The 16906-nt window shown below is 28.1% G+C and carries 23 protein-coding genes and 1 pseudogene; 21 read left to right on the top strand and 3 right to left on the bottom strand.

Translation table 11 applies throughout. The annotated features are described in order from the left end of the window. The first annotated feature begins 201 nt into the window (after window positions 1-201). Genes bcCo53_RS05155 through bcCo53_RS05125 form a run of 7 tightly spaced genes read left to right on the top strand, consistent with a single transcriptional unit; the run spans window position 202 to window position 3779 of the window. Entirely contained in the window at window positions 202-1305 is a 1104-nt protein-coding gene (locus tag bcCo53_RS05155) for a YqaJ viral recombinase family protein (protein WP_246938404.1), read from the top strand. Then, window positions 1286-1552: a DUF244 domain-containing protein gene (locus bcCo53_RS05150; protein WP_246938403.1), complete on the top strand. Its 267-nt coding sequence runs from the start codon at window positions 1286-1288 to the stop codon at window positions 1550-1552. Before bcCo53_RS05155 ends, bcCo53_RS05150 begins: the two co-directional genes overlap by 20 nt. A 21-nt stretch (window positions 1553-1573) precedes the next feature. Beyond that, window positions 1574-1771, top strand: a complete 198-nt coding sequence (locus tag bcCo53_RS05145) for a hypothetical protein (protein WP_155806874.1) — start codon at window positions 1574-1576, stop codon at window positions 1769-1771. Beyond that, a complete protein-coding gene (locus bcCo53_RS05140) occupies window positions 1764-2159 on the top strand; it encodes a single-stranded DNA-binding protein (RefSeq protein WP_246938402.1) in 396 nt (131 codons plus the stop codon). The genes bcCo53_RS05145 and bcCo53_RS05140 overlap by 8 nt, the downstream gene beginning before the upstream one ends. Window positions 2160-2184: 25 nt before the next feature. Continuing rightward, on the top strand, window positions 2185-2535 hold the full coding sequence (locus tag bcCo53_RS05135) for a hypothetical protein (RefSeq protein ID WP_246938401.1): 351 nt from the start codon (window positions 2185-2187) through the stop codon (window positions 2533-2535). Window positions 2536-2553: 18 nt separating this feature from the next. Further along, window positions 2554-2970 carry a DUF261 family protein gene (locus bcCo53_RS05130; protein WP_025408936.1) on the top strand — a complete coding sequence of 139 codons (417 nt, stop codon included), beginning with the start codon at window positions 2554-2556 and terminating at the stop codon, window positions 2968-2970. Beyond that, complete coding sequence (locus bcCo53_RS05125; protein WP_246938383.1) at window positions 2967-3779, top strand: DNA adenine methylase; 813 nt, start codon at window positions 2967-2969, stop codon at window positions 3777-3779. Before bcCo53_RS05130 ends, bcCo53_RS05125 begins: the two co-directional genes overlap by 4 nt. A gap of 122 nt (window positions 3780-3901) precedes the next feature. On the opposite strand, the gene bcCo53_RS05120 is transcribed toward bcCo53_RS05125, so the two are convergent. From bcCo53_RS05120 to bcCo53_RS05110, 3 genes are all read right to left on the bottom strand, one after another. Then, window positions 3902-4639 carry a site-specific integrase gene (locus bcCo53_RS05120; protein WP_246938355.1) on the bottom strand — a complete coding sequence of 246 codons (738 nt, stop codon included), beginning with the start codon at window positions 4637-4639 and terminating at the stop codon, window positions 3902-3904. A gap of 524 nt (window positions 4640-5163) precedes the next feature. Beyond that, complete coding sequence (locus bcCo53_RS05115; RefSeq protein ID WP_246938400.1) at window positions 5164-5463, bottom strand: hypothetical protein; 300 nt, start codon at window positions 5461-5463, stop codon at window positions 5164-5166. A gap of 243 nt (window positions 5464-5706) precedes the next feature. After that, window positions 5707-6219, bottom strand: coding sequence for an Mlp family lipoprotein (locus tag bcCo53_RS05110; RefSeq protein WP_246938399.1), 513 nt, complete (start codon window positions 6217-6219; stop codon window positions 5707-5709). Between the two features lie 175 nt (window positions 6220-6394). On the opposite strand from bcCo53_RS05110, the gene bcCo53_RS05105 reads away from it, so the two are divergent. The 14 genes and pseudogenes from bcCo53_RS05105 (at window position 6395) to bcCo53_RS05040 (ending at window position 16905) form a co-directional block, all read left to right on the top strand. After that, on the top strand, window positions 6395-6940 hold the full coding sequence (locus bcCo53_RS05105; protein ID WP_025409069.1) for a DUF603 domain-containing protein: 546 nt from the start codon (window positions 6395-6397) through the stop codon (window positions 6938-6940). A 10-nt stretch (window positions 6941-6950) separates the two neighbouring features. Then, window positions 6951-8303: a PBSX family phage terminase large subunit gene (locus tag bcCo53_RS05100; protein WP_246938398.1), complete on the top strand. Its 1353-nt coding sequence runs from the start codon at window positions 6951-6953 to the stop codon at window positions 8301-8303. A 39-nt stretch (window positions 8304-8342) separates the two neighbouring features. Beyond that, a pseudogene (gene bdr, locus bcCo53_RS08895) lies at window positions 8343-8998 on the top strand (Bdr family repetitive protein). A 162-nt stretch (window positions 8999-9160) separates the two neighbouring features. After that, window positions 9161-10363 (top strand): anti-CBASS protein Acb1 family protein, encoded by a 1203-nt coding sequence (locus bcCo53_RS05090; protein WP_246938397.1) that lies wholly within the window; start codon window positions 9161-9163, stop codon window positions 10361-10363. A gap of 11 nt (window positions 10364-10374) precedes the next feature. Then, a complete protein-coding gene (locus bcCo53_RS05085; RefSeq protein WP_025408975.1) occupies window positions 10375-11046 on the top strand; it encodes a DUF1357 family protein in 672 nt (223 codons plus the stop codon). Window positions 11047-11060: 14 nt separating this feature from the next. Further along, window positions 11061-11627, top strand: a complete 567-nt coding sequence (locus bcCo53_RS05080) for a DUF228 domain-containing protein (RefSeq protein WP_246938396.1) — start codon at window positions 11061-11063, stop codon at window positions 11625-11627. Then, on the top strand, window positions 11627-12466 hold the full coding sequence (locus bcCo53_RS05075) for a DUF228 domain-containing protein (RefSeq protein ID WP_246938395.1): 840 nt from the start codon (window positions 11627-11629) through the stop codon (window positions 12464-12466). The genes bcCo53_RS05080 and bcCo53_RS05075 overlap by 1 nt, the downstream gene beginning before the upstream one ends. Window positions 12467-12493: 27 nt before the next feature. After that, window positions 12494-13069: a DUF228 domain-containing protein gene (locus bcCo53_RS05070; RefSeq protein WP_246938394.1), complete on the top strand. Its 576-nt coding sequence runs from the start codon at window positions 12494-12496 to the stop codon at window positions 13067-13069. 20 nt (window positions 13070-13089) lie between these two features. Further along, window positions 13090-14067: a hypothetical protein gene (locus tag bcCo53_RS05065; protein ID WP_025409116.1), complete on the top strand. Its 978-nt coding sequence runs from the start codon at window positions 13090-13092 to the stop codon at window positions 14065-14067. Window positions 14068-14090: 23 nt separating this feature from the next. Continuing rightward, on the top strand, window positions 14091-14486 hold the full coding sequence (locus tag bcCo53_RS05060; RefSeq protein ID WP_246938393.1) for a DUF3890 domain-containing protein: 396 nt from the start codon (window positions 14091-14093) through the stop codon (window positions 14484-14486). Then, entirely contained in the window at window positions 14483-14872 is a 390-nt protein-coding gene (locus bcCo53_RS05055; RefSeq protein ID WP_241766598.1) for a DUF1506 family protein, read from the top strand. The genes bcCo53_RS05060 and bcCo53_RS05055 overlap by 4 nt, the downstream gene beginning before the upstream one ends. Continuing rightward, entirely contained in the window at window positions 14863-15234 is a 372-nt protein-coding gene (locus bcCo53_RS05050; RefSeq protein ID WP_025409092.1) for a hypothetical protein, read from the top strand. Before bcCo53_RS05055 ends, bcCo53_RS05050 begins: the two co-directional genes overlap by 10 nt. Next, window positions 15234-15800: a DUF764 family protein gene (locus tag bcCo53_RS05045; RefSeq protein WP_025409054.1), complete on the top strand. Its 567-nt coding sequence runs from the start codon at window positions 15234-15236 to the stop codon at window positions 15798-15800. The genes bcCo53_RS05050 and bcCo53_RS05045 overlap by 1 nt, the downstream gene beginning before the upstream one ends. Further along, window positions 15781-16905, top strand: a complete 1125-nt coding sequence (locus tag bcCo53_RS05040; protein WP_246938412.1) for a DUF787 family protein — start codon at window positions 15781-15783, stop codon at window positions 16903-16905. Before bcCo53_RS05045 ends, bcCo53_RS05040 begins: the two co-directional genes overlap by 20 nt. Window position 16906 lies beyond the last annotated feature (1 nt).

The following is a 16906-nucleotide window of genomic DNA, read 5'->3' as shown; positions in this document are numbered from 1 at the left end:
TATTAAACTCCTTTATATTGTTTATCATTACTAATGATAAACCAATGTTTGGCTATAAGTAAATCAATAATTAGTAAAAATAAAAATTATTTTTAGTTTAGCAAAATTAATAATGTTTATAACATTTTTTGTAAATTTTTTGTCAAAAAATAATTTTTGCTATATAGTTATTTGTATAAAAAACAATATAAAGGAGTATTCATGAATACGAATATATCAAAAATAAATAATCAAAGATTAGAGGTTAAGGTGAATCATCTTGGTTTATACACTCAAAAAATGCTTGAAGGTTTTGAAGCATTTACGTATCAAAGTCAAGAGCAGGTTAAAGGCAAACAAAATAACACTAGTAAAATAAACAAAATATGTCGCAAGCTATCAAGAATTGGTAAGAATGAATATTTTAAGTTTAATAGTACAGTTGATTTTAGTGTTCAAAGACAATCTTTAAGGCGTATGGGAGCAAGTGAAGTTGGAAACATGTTTATTGGTACTGCTCATTTGTCAAAACTTGTACTTGAAAGGATTTTAAAATCTATAGATAGGGAAATTCCATTTCAAGATAATTTAAGCATGCGAAAAGGCAAGGTATTAGAAAATTTAGCATTTGATGAATTTGTACGTATATATTCTGATAATATAGAGGTTTTATATAAAAACAAATATGCTAATGGGATAGATAAGTATAATTACTTCAAAAAGTATGGTAAGGAAGACAATTTAATAGGTTCTACAATTGATGGTTGGTTTATAAATAAAGAAGGTGAATCAGAATTACTTGAGATTAAATGCAGTGATTCCATTGATTTAAAAAGTGCTGTTATTGAATATAATAAAACCGGTAATTTTCTAGAAAATAAGTATTTCTTTAAATATTATGTTCAAGTTCAGGTTCAGCTTGCATGTACTGGTTTAAGTAAGGGTAATTTGTTCTTTATCATAGGTAATGACGCTATTAACTGTGTAATAGATAGAAATGATGCTTTTATTAGTAAGGTAATGTTTGGTATTGAAAAACTTGAGAGTGAAGTTAATCGTATTGCTAAATATTTAAAACAGAACTGTGATGTCAAAAATATTAATTTAGACGCATTAATTACTCTTATAGATAATTTCTTTAAGGCTAGTTGCTTATATAATGAATTATCTAAATCAAATTACAAGATTGATTTTTTAGATTTTGTAAAGTCTGTTGATTTAGATACTAATTCTTATGAGAATCAACGTTTAAAGGGATGCTTATTAGAGATTAATGATTTACAATGTAAAATTGACAAAGTAGAGAATGATACTAAAAAAACATAAGTTAGAGTTAGATAAGATAACAAAGCCTATTAAAGATAAGCTTAAATTATGTATAAATTCAGTTTTAGGAGAATTCTCTTTACTTGAACATATACATTATTATCTTGAAGGCAATCTATTCTCTATAGATACAACTAAGAGAGCTATTAAGGATAGATTTAAGTCTTTAGGTGGTGATATTAACTTCAATTTTGATAGTTTGGATTTAGATAATGATTGGTCTACATCTAGTATAAGTGCTGTTTAGGAGAGGAGGCACATGGGCTTGATGATAGTATTATCCTTATTTATATCTTATAAACTTATAAAGTTCTTGTGTGGGCTTTGCAAAAGGATTATAGAGAGAGTAGTTTATAATCTATATTCAAGACAAGAATTTTTAGCAGACCTAAAACGATTCGAACATGACTTAATACGCATGGAAATGCTAAGTAGATTAAGGGATAAGGAAAATTCTAGTGTTTGATATTAATTCTTTAAGTATGTCGGGTCGTTTAACTAGGGACTGTGAGTTTATTCACCTTGGTAACAAAATTCCTACTCTAAAGTTTACTTTAGCTAATAATAGGGGATTTAAGAAAGATGATAAATTCACTAATCATGCTCAATTTTTTGATTGTATTCTATTTGGTAATAGGGATGAGAGTTTAGTTTCACTCCTTATCAAAGGAGCACAAGTTGTAATTAATGGGTCATTGCGTCATGAGAGTTGGTCTTGTAAGCGTACTGGTGAGAATAAAAGTAAGTACAGTATTTTAGTTGATGAGATTCAAGTTTTAACCTCACATAATAATGTTGAAAAAACTAGTTATATTAACTCTAAAGAAGAGTTTTATGAAGATATTCCATTTTAATGATTAAAAGTCAAGGAGTTTAAATTTGGGTAAGCTTATCTCTAAGCGTGAGATTTTAAAAGAAATTATTAGGAATAGTGATGATTTTGAAGATATTTTCTTTAATAGGAAATATAAGTGTGGAGACACTATATTTGAAAAACTTAGTGATCAAAGGTTTTCTATCAAAAATGCTAAGTGGTGTCTAGATGTGTTTTTGGGATTTTGCAAAGAAGATTATGAAGAAGCTTTTGAATGTGGAATCACCAAGATTACTAAGAAGAGTATCTTTGTAAATAAATCATTTAAATTATCTATGTTTTTAGATCGGATGTTGTATTTGTTTGATGATGTGATGAGATTAGGGGTTTTGATGGATAGCTTAAATATTGGTTAAGGAGGTTAAAGGTTAAAGATGTGTGTAAAACAAGATGATTCCAAGCTAGTTCTTCAGATACAGCGCTGGGGATGTTACTTTTTATCTCTTCATTATTACATAGCAAACTTTAAGAAATTACAGTTTAGTATCAATGATATTAATGTTAATTATCACAAGTTTGTTGATTTAGGATATATGAAATGTAATTGTTTTATTTTAAATCCATGCAAAATACTTAAATACTATGGTATTAATAGTGATGTAAGATGGGAACACCATTCTTATAAATGTAAATTGAATGAATTTGAAATAAGTGAAGTTAAAATCAAAGGTATCCAAGGTTATCATTTTATGGCAACTAATAATTCCTTAGTGTGTTATGACTCATTATGTCTTGATGGAAAAGGTAAGGAATATCAAGTTACATCAAAAAGGGTATTTAATAAAATTTGAAATTATTAAATAGAGAAGGCAGTAAGTATAGGTACAAAGCCAACATTATAAGTCTTTTTCCTAAACATACTTTATATATCGAAGGATTTTTTGGTACTGGATCTATATTTTTTGCAAAACCATTAGCTTGTTATAACATACTCAATGATAATTCTAAGTTTATATACAAGCTTTTTTATTTTTTAAAACAAGATCCTGATTTGCTTTACAGACGTGTAAGAGAAGCAATTATTTATGACAGAGTTATAAATGAGAATCAAGATAAAATAGAATATGTCATATTAAGGACTCTGTATTCTATTTATGGTACATGTAGTACAACTATAAAATTTAATAAAAATAATTCTAAGAAACTATTTTTAGAGAAGTTAAATACTTATAAATCCAAAATCAAAGAAATGCTTAATTTTGCAGTATTGACTTCTCGTGACATATTTGACTTTTTAAATGCTGTAACTAAGAAAGATAAGATTCCTTCAACATTTGTATATCTTGATCCTCCATATTCAATATCACGAGGTCGTTTGCATGAGAATCGGGGTTGGAATTTAGACTGTTTAGAAAAGCTCATTATAGAAATGAAGAGATATAATTGGAAGTTTGCAATAAGTGAATTTGATGATAAGGAGGTATTAGAACTTTTTTTAAAATATAATCTTCATATTAATTATATAGCTTTATCAAGTGGTATAGCTAATACTTTTGGTCATACTAAATATGAGATACTAGCAACTTCATACAAAACTAGTAAATCAAGTATAACTTGTAAAAACACTAGGTATATCCAAAAGGAAATATTCAGTATATAGGTATTAATTTATGTGTAAAAAAATAGAGACCTAAAGCCTCTTAGTTTTTATATGAAGTAAAATTTTGCTTGTTTAGTTTTTCATTTGTTAATATTATACAATATTTTAGCAAAAACTAGTAGTTAATTTAAGCTATTTTTGATATCTTTGTAAGCTTGTATCTTACTAGCACTGGATAGGCCATAGACATTATCAATTTCAGAAGTGGATGAGTATTTCATAAGTTCTTTTATTTCAAATGAATTGTATCCTTTAGCTTTAAGTGATGCTATAAATATATTACGGCATATATGTAAGGACTTACGATATTTAAATCCAGATTTAACTAGTAATTCCTTAAACTGTTTTGAAATGTTAATTATATCAATTTTGTTGTCTTTAAATTTAACTTTACTTTTTTGAAAGAGATATGTACGCCTTGTGTCTTTTCCTTTAGATAGAAAGTAGTTTTGATGCGCTTGCATTATAGAGTTGAATTCAGATTTGCTAATGACTACTTCTCTTATGCATATACTATTTCTTTTTTTAGCTACATTTACACGAATAGAATAAAACATTTCACCATCACTACTTCTCTCTTTAGAGATATCAGTAAGTTTTACATTTTGAATCTCAACACCTCTACAACCAGTAATTGAGAGTAAATATACAAACCATCCTGAGATTGGGTCTTTTTCTTTAAGTTTTTCTATACACCTCTTTACTAATCTTATTATCTTATCATTAAGATAAAACCTTATAGGAATACTTCTTGTTTGCTTGGTTTTCTTATCTTTAAGATTAAGTTTTAGAAGATTTAGTTCTTCATTTAATTGTGTATTTTCCTTTATTAACTTATTAATTAAATGTTCTCTTTGCATGTACTTTACAAGTTAACTAAACACATTAAAAATATATAAATTTAACTATAAAAATCTTAGCAAATACTTACTCTTAAAGTCAAATTTAGATGCTTAGCATTGTATATAAAATATTGTCTTTAAGGTCATTTTTATAACTAGAATGTTTATTTTTTTGTATCTTAAACTATTATTCAATAGGTACTTTGTCTTATATTTTACAAATACTAAATTATTTACTCTATATCTACTCTATGGTCTTTTTTAATGACTTCTCATTTTACGTCGATGCATTTATGTATAATAAATTTTAACTTCTTATTATCAGTTAACCTCAAGTTAACTTTTTTGTTCAACTTACCATTTTTGTAATCACTTTAATTTATATTTCCTTATAAACTATTACTTTCTTTTAAATTTACCTCTCTTAAGTACTCTTTCTTTACTTGCAAGCCTTAATTATGAGAGGTGTATTTAATTCTTTTGTTTACTTTTGACAATCGCTTAATACTTCAGTTTTAAATTTATTAAATATGTCGTGGCCATTATAAAGTGTATTGTCTTGGTATGCTTTTAAGAAATAGTCTTTTATGCGACTTCCCAAAATTATTTTTACCAGTTTCATTTCCATTACACTTGTTAAGTTCTGTATGTATATGATCTAATATAGATTTTAGCTTTTCAAGATTTGTGGGATTTACTGTTCCATTACCTTTAAATTCAAAAAATGACAATGAGAAATCCGATCTAATATAAATATTCATGTCCTGTGTCAGATCCTGTGTCAAAGCATTCATTAAGAAATTAAAAACCTGTGTTCGGTTATTATCATTTTTTAGTTGCATTCTTATTTTTCTTTCGAACCTCTCTATTCCTAATAAAAAATTTACATGATTATTCCGTCTAAGTAATTCTGTCTTGAGATCTTGAAATCTTTCTTCATTGTTATTGCTTGCTTTAATTGTGCCGTATAGAATATTTCTAAAAAAAGTTTGTATACGTCTATCTGGAATTTTGTATATGTATCATTACATTGATTTGTATCGTTGCAAGTCAAAGCATTATTTATAAATTGAGTAATGGTCAAATTATTTGATTGTTAGGGATGTTTTGTCTTTTAAGAAATCATAGGCTAGAGTAAAAGCATTAGCTAATTCTTTTTGTTTTTGTACGTCTGTTGATCGTATCCAATTTAAAAAGTTTTGACTTTTTTGTAATTCATCATCTGGTAATAGCTTTAACTCTATCATTTTATTAAATGCATTTATAAGAACGTCAAATTTTTGCTTTTCATCATCAATTAAAGTAGCAACTCTTGTTTCGGGTGGTTTATTAGTGATAGTATTCTCAGCAGTTAAAGTATCAGTTCTTGTTTCGGGTGGTTTATTAGTGATAGTATTCTCAGCAGTTAAGGTATCAGTTTTTGTTTCGGGTGGTTTACGGGTTTTCGTCTGTAGATTACTTGGACCTTTATAGGTAATTATAGGTAATTTATGTGGTATTGGTATAGTCTTATCAGACATGTCATTAATTTTATCCGAATTGCAACAATACAAGAATAATGTACTACAAAGTACTAATAATTTGATAAATATTTGCATAATATTCTCCTTATCTATCTTATACATGATCTAAGTTATTATAGATTATTATTTTATAATCAGTCTATATTATTGATGCTTACGCATTGTTTTTGCAAAGTTTATTATTTTGTTATAGAGTTTATGTTAATTAATTATATTTTTGTTAACTTATTGGTTAACTTGTGTTAAAGATATGAGTAGGCTAAAGAAATCATTTGATGATTATATTGTGTATTTTAAGGAAGGAAAGCTTAATGACAGTAATATTGCAAAGGAAATGGGTGTCTCAAAAGCGAATGTAAGTAAGATGAGACACAAATGGGAAGCGGTTAAAGACAATTCTGAATATGTTAGAGACAATAAACTTACTATTCATGAAGATACTCTGACTAATATCTTACTTCATGCGACAAGTAGTAATGCGCAAGCCCGTGATCTAAAGAGTCAGTTTAGTATGGCTCGTAGCCTTCTAGGAATAGAATTTATAAATTCATTTAGTAGATATGTAGAGTTAGAACTTAAAACTCATGATGATCAAATAGATAAAATAGAGTCTAAGATTATAAGTCTTTCTAAAGAGTGTGAACATTCACAAGAAGAAAATAGTAATGAAGACTTAACACTTCAACTGTCACAACTTAAAAAAGAAAGGGAAGTTAAGAAAATGCAGTTGTATTATGAGATGCTGCAAAAGCTAAAAGCAACAGATGTAGAGTCACGTTTTAAATTTCAAGTTTAAAGGTTAAGAAATGGATATATATAAATTACCAATGTTTAAAGAAATGCAAAGGGATTATAAACGTGAATTTGGGATTGATATATTAAAGTATATTAAGTTTAAAGAAGTAGAAGTTGATTTTAAAGGGTTTGAGAGTAAATATTTAACTAAAAAACAGCTTGAAGTAATACGCATTATAGAAATAAATAATCAGAGTAAAATTATCTTAAGTGGTGGCATTGCAAGTGGAAAAACCTTTTTAGCATGTTATTTGTTCTTAAAAATCTTGATTAAGAATAGAAATTTATATAAACAAGATACCAATAATTTTATATTGGGTAATTCACAAAAATCATTAGAGATTAATGTTTTAGGTCAATTTGAAAAGCTTGCTAATATGCTAAATATCCCATTTTTACCTAAGTTTTCTAATACATCATATTTTGAACTTGATTCATTAAGGGTTAACCTTTATGGTGGTGATAAGGCCAGTGATTTTGAAAGATTTAGAGGAAGCAACTCAGCTCTTATATATGTAAATGAAGCAACAACTCTACATAAAGAAACATTAATAGAATGTTTAAAAAGACTTAGAGTGGGTATGCAAACAATTATTTTTGATACTAACCCCGACAGTCCTGACCACTTTTTTAAAACTGATTATATTGATAATACTAATACTTATTCTACATATAACTTTACAACTTATGATAATAATCTAATTTCAAAAGAATTTATTAAAACACAAGAAGAAATTTATAAAGACAAGCCAACATATAAAGCCAAAGTCCTTTTAGGCGAATGGGTTGCTCCGTGTGATGCTATATTTACCAATATTAATGTTACAAGTGAGCATGAATTTGTAAATCCAATAGCATATCTAGACCCCGCATACAGTATTGGTGGTGATAATACTGCACTTTGTGTATTAGAAAGAGTAGATAATAAGTATTATGCATTTCTATTTCAAGAAAAACTACCATTTGGTGATCCTAAGGTGTTAAACACAATCAAAACTATATTAGGAAATCTAAATGTGCATACCCTTTATGTTGAAGATAGAGATAATATTTCAGGACATGGGAATGTAACACAAACCTTTGTAAAACTTAGATCAAGTATGAATCATAAGTTTAGGATTGCACCGATAAAACCTATAAGTAATAAATTTACAAGAATTGCTACACTGATAGAACCCTTAGCAACCTCAAGGCTTAGTATTTTGGATTATTCAAGTAAATCAAGTATATCAGATATGTATAAATATAAAGGGGATGATAAGAGTGATGATGATTCATTAGATAGCCTTTCAGCATCATATATGTTACTAAATTTAAATATGCGCTCTCTTAAAGCGCATTTTAGTAAAATAAGATTCCTATAATGCATAAAATATTATATAATAATTAAATAAGGAGATTTTATGCAAGAACCATCATTACAGTCTGTTGGAAGTGTACAAATTTTTAATGGGCATATAACTGAGGATATAATATACCAAGAATTTATAAGGATGGGAATGCAAGATTTTATTGCAAATGATCTATCCAAAAGATATTACCATAATGAGCTTACTTACAAAGATATTGAGTATTTAGAAAATAATTTTAATTTTAGATTTGAAAAACTAGAAGAGAAGATTGATGGTGTAAAAGTTGAGAAGAGGGATTAGAAGAGAAGATTGATGGTGTAGAGAAAAGATTAGAAGAAGATAGAAGTTAAAATTAATAGTGTTGAGAGTAATTTGAATTTAAAAATAGAGATGACAGAACGTAGCTTAAAATCTGAAATCACATCTGTCAACGAATTGAACTCAGATAATCAAAGATTTAGATAATAAGTAGAGAATAATTTAAATGCATAATAATAAGATAGATAATGTAAGAAGTGAATTAAAATCAGATATCAAAGATTTAGATAATAAGATAGATATGAATAGACCTTAACAAAATGGAGTTAGATAATAAAATAGATAAAACAGCATCAGAACTTAAGAGTACGTTAAAAGTGCATAATTGGATGCTAGGAACAATTATTACTATATGTGTAGGAATATTATTGACACTAATCTTTAAATAAGTCACTATTTTAAAATAAGTAAATGTAAATTAATTATCCCCTTCTTAAATTCATATTTAAACAACAAATTTTTTTTCATAACCCTTATTTTTTTTGTTAAAAAAATTTAGCAAAAACTAAGTATTGAGTTATATTTCTTATGGTTAAAGGTTAGAAGAATAAATGAGATTAGATTTCAAATTTCATGCTAAAGATCTATACAAGTATTCAATATTCTTTAGAAATTACATCTCAAATGTAGCAGAAGACGTTCTTAAGAATGGGATCACTTTAAATAGTGTAATTCCAACTTCTTTGTCTATTGAAGATGCTTTAGAATCATTAAAAATAGAATTAAAAGCAACATTATTTCAGTGCCTAATCAGTTACCGTTTTAATGGTGTTGGATATATTTTAGTTAAAACAGAAGACCAACTACAAGATTTACACTTAGAAGTAAATAAAGAATTTCCTACTGGATTTATGTATCTTGATTATAACAGTGTTCGTGATGAGGGGCCTGATGCTACTTATATAACATACAATTTGAAAATAAATGAAAACGATCAGATATCTTATAAGGAAATAAAAATTCATAAGAGTAGAGTGATAATACACTCTAATTATGACTATATACTTAAAGCATACAGTCCATGTTATACACAAAGCTTTTTGCTTAATATATATCTTTTTGAACAAATATATAAAGAAATAGAAAAGAGAATAGAGAGTCATAATTTTTTATTTTATAAAGATGAGTCATTAGTAGAATTACAAGATGCTTTAGTTAATGCTAAAACGTCTCTAGATCTTTTAACTAAGGGTGTTGATAAGGGAAGTTTATTTACTAATATCTTCAGAAGAAATGATGATGAGCATATAAGCAAGTTTAAAGGTGTAAATAATGAACTTGAAAGAGAACTATATAGACTTAGAAATAATTTAAATAATGACGGCATATTTTATAGTGGTACATCAGATGCTTCACTTGAAGTTATTAAGTATGACATAACCTATTTAAAAGAGGCTTTAGCATTAGTAAAAGCAAAGATAGGAGCTGATACTAAGGAGCCTTTAACTAGAAGCTTTAATGAACAAGTTAAGGGGCTTGGTAGTGATGGTAAAGGGGACAGATCTAACTATTACGACTTTTTAAAAGGTGTTCAAGAAGAGTTAGAAATTAATTGCAATAGTAAACTTAATAAATATTATTATTTAGACATTAGATTTAACTCATTGCATATGCTCACTGAAGAAGAAAAGTATGAAAGAGATTCCAAACTTATAGAATTAACCCTTAAATACAAGGAATTAGAAGCAAGTAATACGTTAAGTAAAAGTGAACTTGAGACTTTAAGATCAAAATTATTTTTTTATGAAAGCTAAAAGGAGAGTTTATGAATCAAGAAATACAAGATGTAGCCAGTACACAAGAAGATACTTTAATTCAAAATACAGAGGGTAATAAAGAGAATACAGACAGTATTACTTTAAGTTTAAAAGAATATGAAGAATATAAGGCATATAAAGCATCAAAAGAATCTGAAGGTAAGAATTTAACTATTAATGAAAGGATATCAAAAGAACTTTCAGAGTCACAAGCGCGTTTAGAAGAAGAAAATAAATTATTAAGTGAAGCTTCTCGTATTAATGAGATTGATAATTTAGCTCGTAAGCATTTAAGTAGTCATTTTAATAAAGAGACATTACTTGCTAAGGGATACTTATTAAAAGACATAATGCAAGCACAGCGTAGGGAGCTTGTTAGAAAATATGTACCCATTGAAGAGATTTATGCTATTGCTAAGGTAAGAGATACTAGTCATCTAGATGGTGAATTACTTGAACAACTTGTAAACCTTGCTAAAGTAAATATAAAGAAAAGAATACAATCTACAAGTGTCAATTCAAAAGGTGAGATTAAACTAGCCTTAACAAATGAGGATATCTCAATCTTAGATTCTAATTTTACTCCCCAAAACTTTAGTGAGTTTAATATTTCTATTGCTAATGCTTATAAAGAAAAAAGAAATCAATTTTATAAATCTAGGAAACAAAAAACTGCTTAAGGAGATGAGTACATATGTCAGATACTATAACTAAACTTAAAGAAGAATATGATAAAAAGGTAAAAGAAATACAAGATCTAATGAAAAACCCTAATAGAGATGCTGGGCTTTTTCATGTAGATATAGGTTTTAAAGACAAAAGTGTACACTTTGCAAATCAAGGTGGTACTCTAACTAGCAGTGTTGACAAATTAGAAAATTATCCCGTTAAAGGATACCCATATAAACGTGGTGTTAAGTTATCTTACGAAGCAAATGATAGTGATGAGCCTTGTGTTGAAGCCGGGGGTGGTGATGATCTATATGGTATATGCATAGATATTGATGAGTTTACTAATACTGCTACAGTGATACCTATAACAAATAACTTTACTGGATATTTAGTAGTAAAACAAAGTAGTCAATCTTCTATTACACTTGGTGGGAAAGTTAAATTTGATTCAAATGGAGAGATTGAAAATGACAGTGGTTCAGGTTCTCGTACTGTTAATGGAGTTGCCTTATCAAAGCCATTTGAAATCAATGAAAAACTATATATAGCACTTGTAAGTATATTTGGGAACAGAGGCCTTAATTCATAGTGGGTAACAAGGGTAATCACAATCCAAGCTTAGTACCTAATTTGGGACATGGAACACTTGAACCCGATATGTATGCTGGCATGGATGATAATGAACTGATTGAGACTTTAAAACAACAGTTACAACAAGAACGAATAAAAGAAGATGATGAAGACAATGATGATGAACAAAAAGACGAAGAACAAGGAGAAGAATTACAACAACCTTCTAGAACAAGAGGACGAAGTAGAAGAAAAAGGCAAGCAGCAGTACTTGAAACTGACGAGGGTAAGTCATTGAAAGACGTTATATTAAAGTTAAAGAAATATTCTAAAAGTTTTAATTATGATGAAAGGTCAGTATTTAAAGCTAAAACTGATTTTAGAGATAAAAACTTAACATTTGATGCTATATCTCAATCTGTATCAAGTAGTACAGATAAGTTAGAAGAATACCCTGCTATAGGATTCCCATACAAGCGTGCGGTTAAATTAAAAGTTGAAACTGAAAAATCTGATGAAGTTCAAGTTGAAGTATCTGATGGTAAGAATATGTATGGAATATGCATAGACATTGATGAGCATACTAATGTAGCAACAGTAATACCTATAACAAATAATTTTGAAGGGTATGTAATTGCTAGCAGTTCTTCGGGTGTTTCTATTGGTGATAAATTAGATTTTAATTCAAATGGAGAAGTTATTAATGCATCTAGTTCGTCATCAGTTTCAATTAAAGCAATTGCATTATCAGATATATTTACATTACACCTTAGTGATGATAATACTAAGAAACAACAAGAGGATTATAAGCTGTATTTAATAAAGATAGCCATTTATGGTAATAAGGCAGTTTCTTAAAGTAAAGCAAAAGGTTAGGAGGTTAAAGTGTCAACTGTAACTCAGTTAGTAACTGAATATCAAGAAAAACTTAAGAAATTAAAAAAACAAATGAAAAACCCTACTAGTGATGCTGGGGTTTTTAGTAATAAAGTTGATTTTAGGGATAAAAATAGACATTTACAAAATCAAGGTGGTACTGTAACTAGTAGGCATGACAAATTAGAGAATTACTTCTTTAAAGGCTATCCATACAAAAGAGGAGTAAAGCTAGTTGTAGATACAACATCAAGTGATGGTCAACCACACTTTGAACCTCATGTTGCAGTTGGTGGTGAAGATGACATTTATGGCATATGCATAGACATAGATGAGTTTACTAATACTGCTACAGTAATTCCCATTACAAATAACTTTCAAGGGTATTTAGTAGCAAAAGAAAGCAGTAGTATAAAAAGAAAAGACAAACTTAAATTTAATACAAATGGTGAGCTTGAAAAAAATGATTCAAGTAATGGCAAAATTAATGCCATGGCCTTATCAGATGTAATCGAACTTGATACTGAAAAAAAGCTTTGCATAGTAAATGTAGCTATTTATGGTAATAAAGGTAAACCAAGTTAATAAGTTAAAGGAGGTTAAAGATGTCAGAATTATATGATCAAAATTATTATGCTAAAGAGATAGCAAATATATTTAATGAAGTAAAGTTACCAATATTTTATAATTGGTTTTCTAGTGAACAAATTGAAGATGTAGATTTAAAGACAGGGTACTTAAAAACAATAAAATGGGATGCCTTTCTTAATGCTAATCCAACAACATTAGTAAATGAAGTTAATACTATTGCTACTATTGGTTTTCGTTCAGAAGCAGTTAGACTTAACTATCTTAAATTACAATATAAGTTTAGACATTTGAAGCAAACTTCTGAAGGATTTTATAAAAATAATGATTATGCAGGTGATGTAAATAATAATTTACTTCCATTTAGGGAAGCATATAAGCTTGCAAGTAATGAGATTATTAAGCTTATAAATCACTTTATATTGACTGGTTCTGTTTCAATACAAAAAGATGGTAAGAATCAAAAACGTATGCTTCCTAATATGTATGGACTGCTTAATATGCCTGATCAAGTAAAAGAAGAAGTGCAGTCATCTAATAAAGATAAAATGGATAAGATATTTGAAAGTATTGAAACGGGGCTTTCAAAATTAGAACTTGGTGATGAATTTTCTACTCCGTTTATGGTACTAGTTGATCCAAAAACAAGTTTAAAATTAGTTAAACCTTATGCAATACCAACTGAAACTTCATCATCTAGTGTTTATTCTTCAACTGATTCATGGGAAGATTTCCTTATCAAGACTATTAAAGCTGTTAATAATAGACAAGAAGTATATATTCAAACATCTAACTTACTATCACATCAGATATTAATTTACCCATTAAATTCAGAATTAATTAAATTCAAACCAAGTAAGTATATGTTACCAATGCCAAATGAACAAGTTGATAAAGATTCAACTGATATTGCTCATTCATACATTGATTTTGTACTAGGTGGCCTCATAGCAACACAGAATACTATTTTACACGTTAATATTAAGCAAAAGTAATATTAGTAAGGAGAGGAGTAAACATGTCATCAGAATTGCAAACACTTCATAGTAAGATATTAAGTTTACTTAATTTAAGTGAAGAAGTATTGTCATTTACTCAGTTTGAAACTTATACAGAATTACTTGAGATGATAATAACTACCAAAGGCATTAATGCTGACATGCTTACCTCCTCACATCTGATATTACTACTTTATTACTATATAGGTTGTAAACTAAATCAAGCCGGTGTGATACGTGAATTTGGTCTTGATCGGATAAAGAGTGAGAAGATTAATGATCTTGAAATTTCATATCACCCTATTGGTAATGAATCTAATGCAAACACAAGTTTTTGTAGTCAGTTTGAATCTTTACTTAGTAGTCTTAAAATCCAAACAACTAATCCACCTTGTTGTATAGGAATCCTCAAATGATGACACATAATAATAGTATTAGAACTAGACTAGCAAGCTCAGCATCAAGAGTAATCTCTTACTTTAAGAATGAAGAGACATTTAAGCTCTATAAAGGCACTTATGCTTATTTAGAAGACTTATCAGATTATCAATTGACATATGATAAGAACAACTTTGAGCAGTTTACAGGCGTATTTTTCAGTATAGAATCAGATGAACTTACAAATTTATATGATTCCAATCTTTATGATATAAAGTCGCTTCATAAACTTTATACTACATCTAATTTAGAGTTTGAACTTAAAGATAGAATATCAGATTCTAATATGTTTTATGAAATAGTGAGTATTGACTCTAGTATTGGCTATCTTACTATCATTTTGAAGGTAATAGAATGGAAATAGAGATTGAGATTGGTTGGTTTGATAAAAGAAATGCAAAAATTGCTCGTATGCATGAATTTGGTAGTAGCAAATTACCTTCAAGATCACACTTATATGCTGTTGCTAATGAAATGGGATTTAGGGAAAACATAGACACAATTTATATAAGAAATTGCTTTATGCAAAATCCTAAAAAAGGTATGCAAGCTATAGCCGAGGCCTTTATAGCTTATTACACTAATTATGTAATTTCAAACAAAGTAAAACCTCAAATACAAGCTAAAACCATTGCATATAAAAAAAGAAAAGGATCATCTTATCCAACATCAACATTAATTGATACTGCAAATATGCTTAATTCTATTAGTTATAGGATAAACTAGTGATACTCAATATTAAGGTTATACATACTTGTTTACTAGATTATCTAAAAAGTTTTAAAGAAGTCATTAAGAACTTAGGAATAAGCTTAGACATAATTCATACATATAATCATCCATACATGTCTAAACACACTACTAAGCTTGAAAATATATGTGCAGTTAAATTTGAAAATATAGATAACTTATTAATACCAAATTCAAGATGCGGTGAATTTTACTCTAATGTCAATGAGTTTAGTTTGCATTTTCAAATATTTATTTTAAGTCAAGTTATAGATTCTAAAGATAGGGATTCATATTACACAATGCTTCAAATTTATAGTTTGTTAACTGATTTTATTTATGAGAATACTTGTAAGTTAACACTAGAACAAGAAGAAGATGATAAATATTCACTTCAAGTTAACTTATATATCTATCCTACAACAAATATGCAAAACAGTGGACTTATTAAAATTGATTCCAATTATAGCAATGTTGCTTATTGTTGTAGTCAAAACTTTAAAGCTAATGCACAGATTATACAAAAATTAAAGGAGGCTAATATTGCCACAAGACACAATTAACGTCAATTTAACTCATCAGGCCTTAGATATAAAACATGTAAATTATTACCAGCCCTTACTTGTGTATAAAACAGATAAGATTAAACTTAATACTTCAACACCTAAGGTTAAGATATTAAACTTAAATATAAATAGCTTTACAAAGCAAATTGATGCACTTGAAAAAGAAGGTAGCAACGGTGATGATGAATTTAACAAGGAAAAAGCCTACCTAAAAAAAGCAATACAAGCATTCTTCTCAGCAGGCGAGCAAGGCTTAAGATCAGTTAGACTCCTTATATATAAAGAGGGTACAGAATCAAAGGAAATTAAAAACCAGTTACAAGAAAACAGATATACTTTTGTTGTTCTTATAAATACTTATAAAGATAATACCGACGGTGGCGATGGCCTTACTGTATATAAAGATGACTATCAATATTTTAAAGAAGATAAGCACTTTTTTGTATTCGCAACAAAAGAATCTGAAATAAAAGAGTTATTTAAAGATAGTACTAACTCTAAAGCCAAAATTATTGTTATTCATTCTAAAAAAGAAGAACATTTACATTTAAGATTTATATCTAAATACTTACATGAAGCTAGTATATTTCATTCAACCAATCCTTATGGACTTAAGTTCAGTGGTATGAATCCCATTACTGATAGTGGTGATATTGACAAACTTAGAAAAGCTAATATTAATTTTTACTCATTGCTTAATGAAACGGGTCTTGATGGTGTTAAGGCATTTAAAGAAGGTGTAACTCTTGAAGGAGCTGCAATTGATGAATTATTTACTTATCACTATATCAAATATGAGCTCACCTTTGAACTTATTAGGGTATGGAATGTTAATAATAGACAAAACAGTAAATTATCAGCTTTACAACTTGATGGTAAAAAAGATAATGCATATACTACTGCTATTGAATGTAAACTTAAGAGTTTCATTGATAAAGGTATGATTGTCTCATACTCAGATCTTCACATTGCCATACAGTCAAGTTCAAGCTTAAAACTTTTACTATCACTAAATATTGTTTACAACTTTAGTATGAATAGCGTGCTTCTTAATATTACTTCACAAGACATTAGTGATTATTTAAATACTTTATCCAGTTAAG

Origin of the sequence: Borrelia coriaceae, assembly GCF_023035295.1 — a bacterium.
Lineage (GTDB): Bacteria > Spirochaetota > Spirochaetia > Borreliales > Borreliaceae > Borrelia > Borrelia coriaceae.
This window is presented reverse-complemented; position numbering and strand designations above follow the sequence as displayed.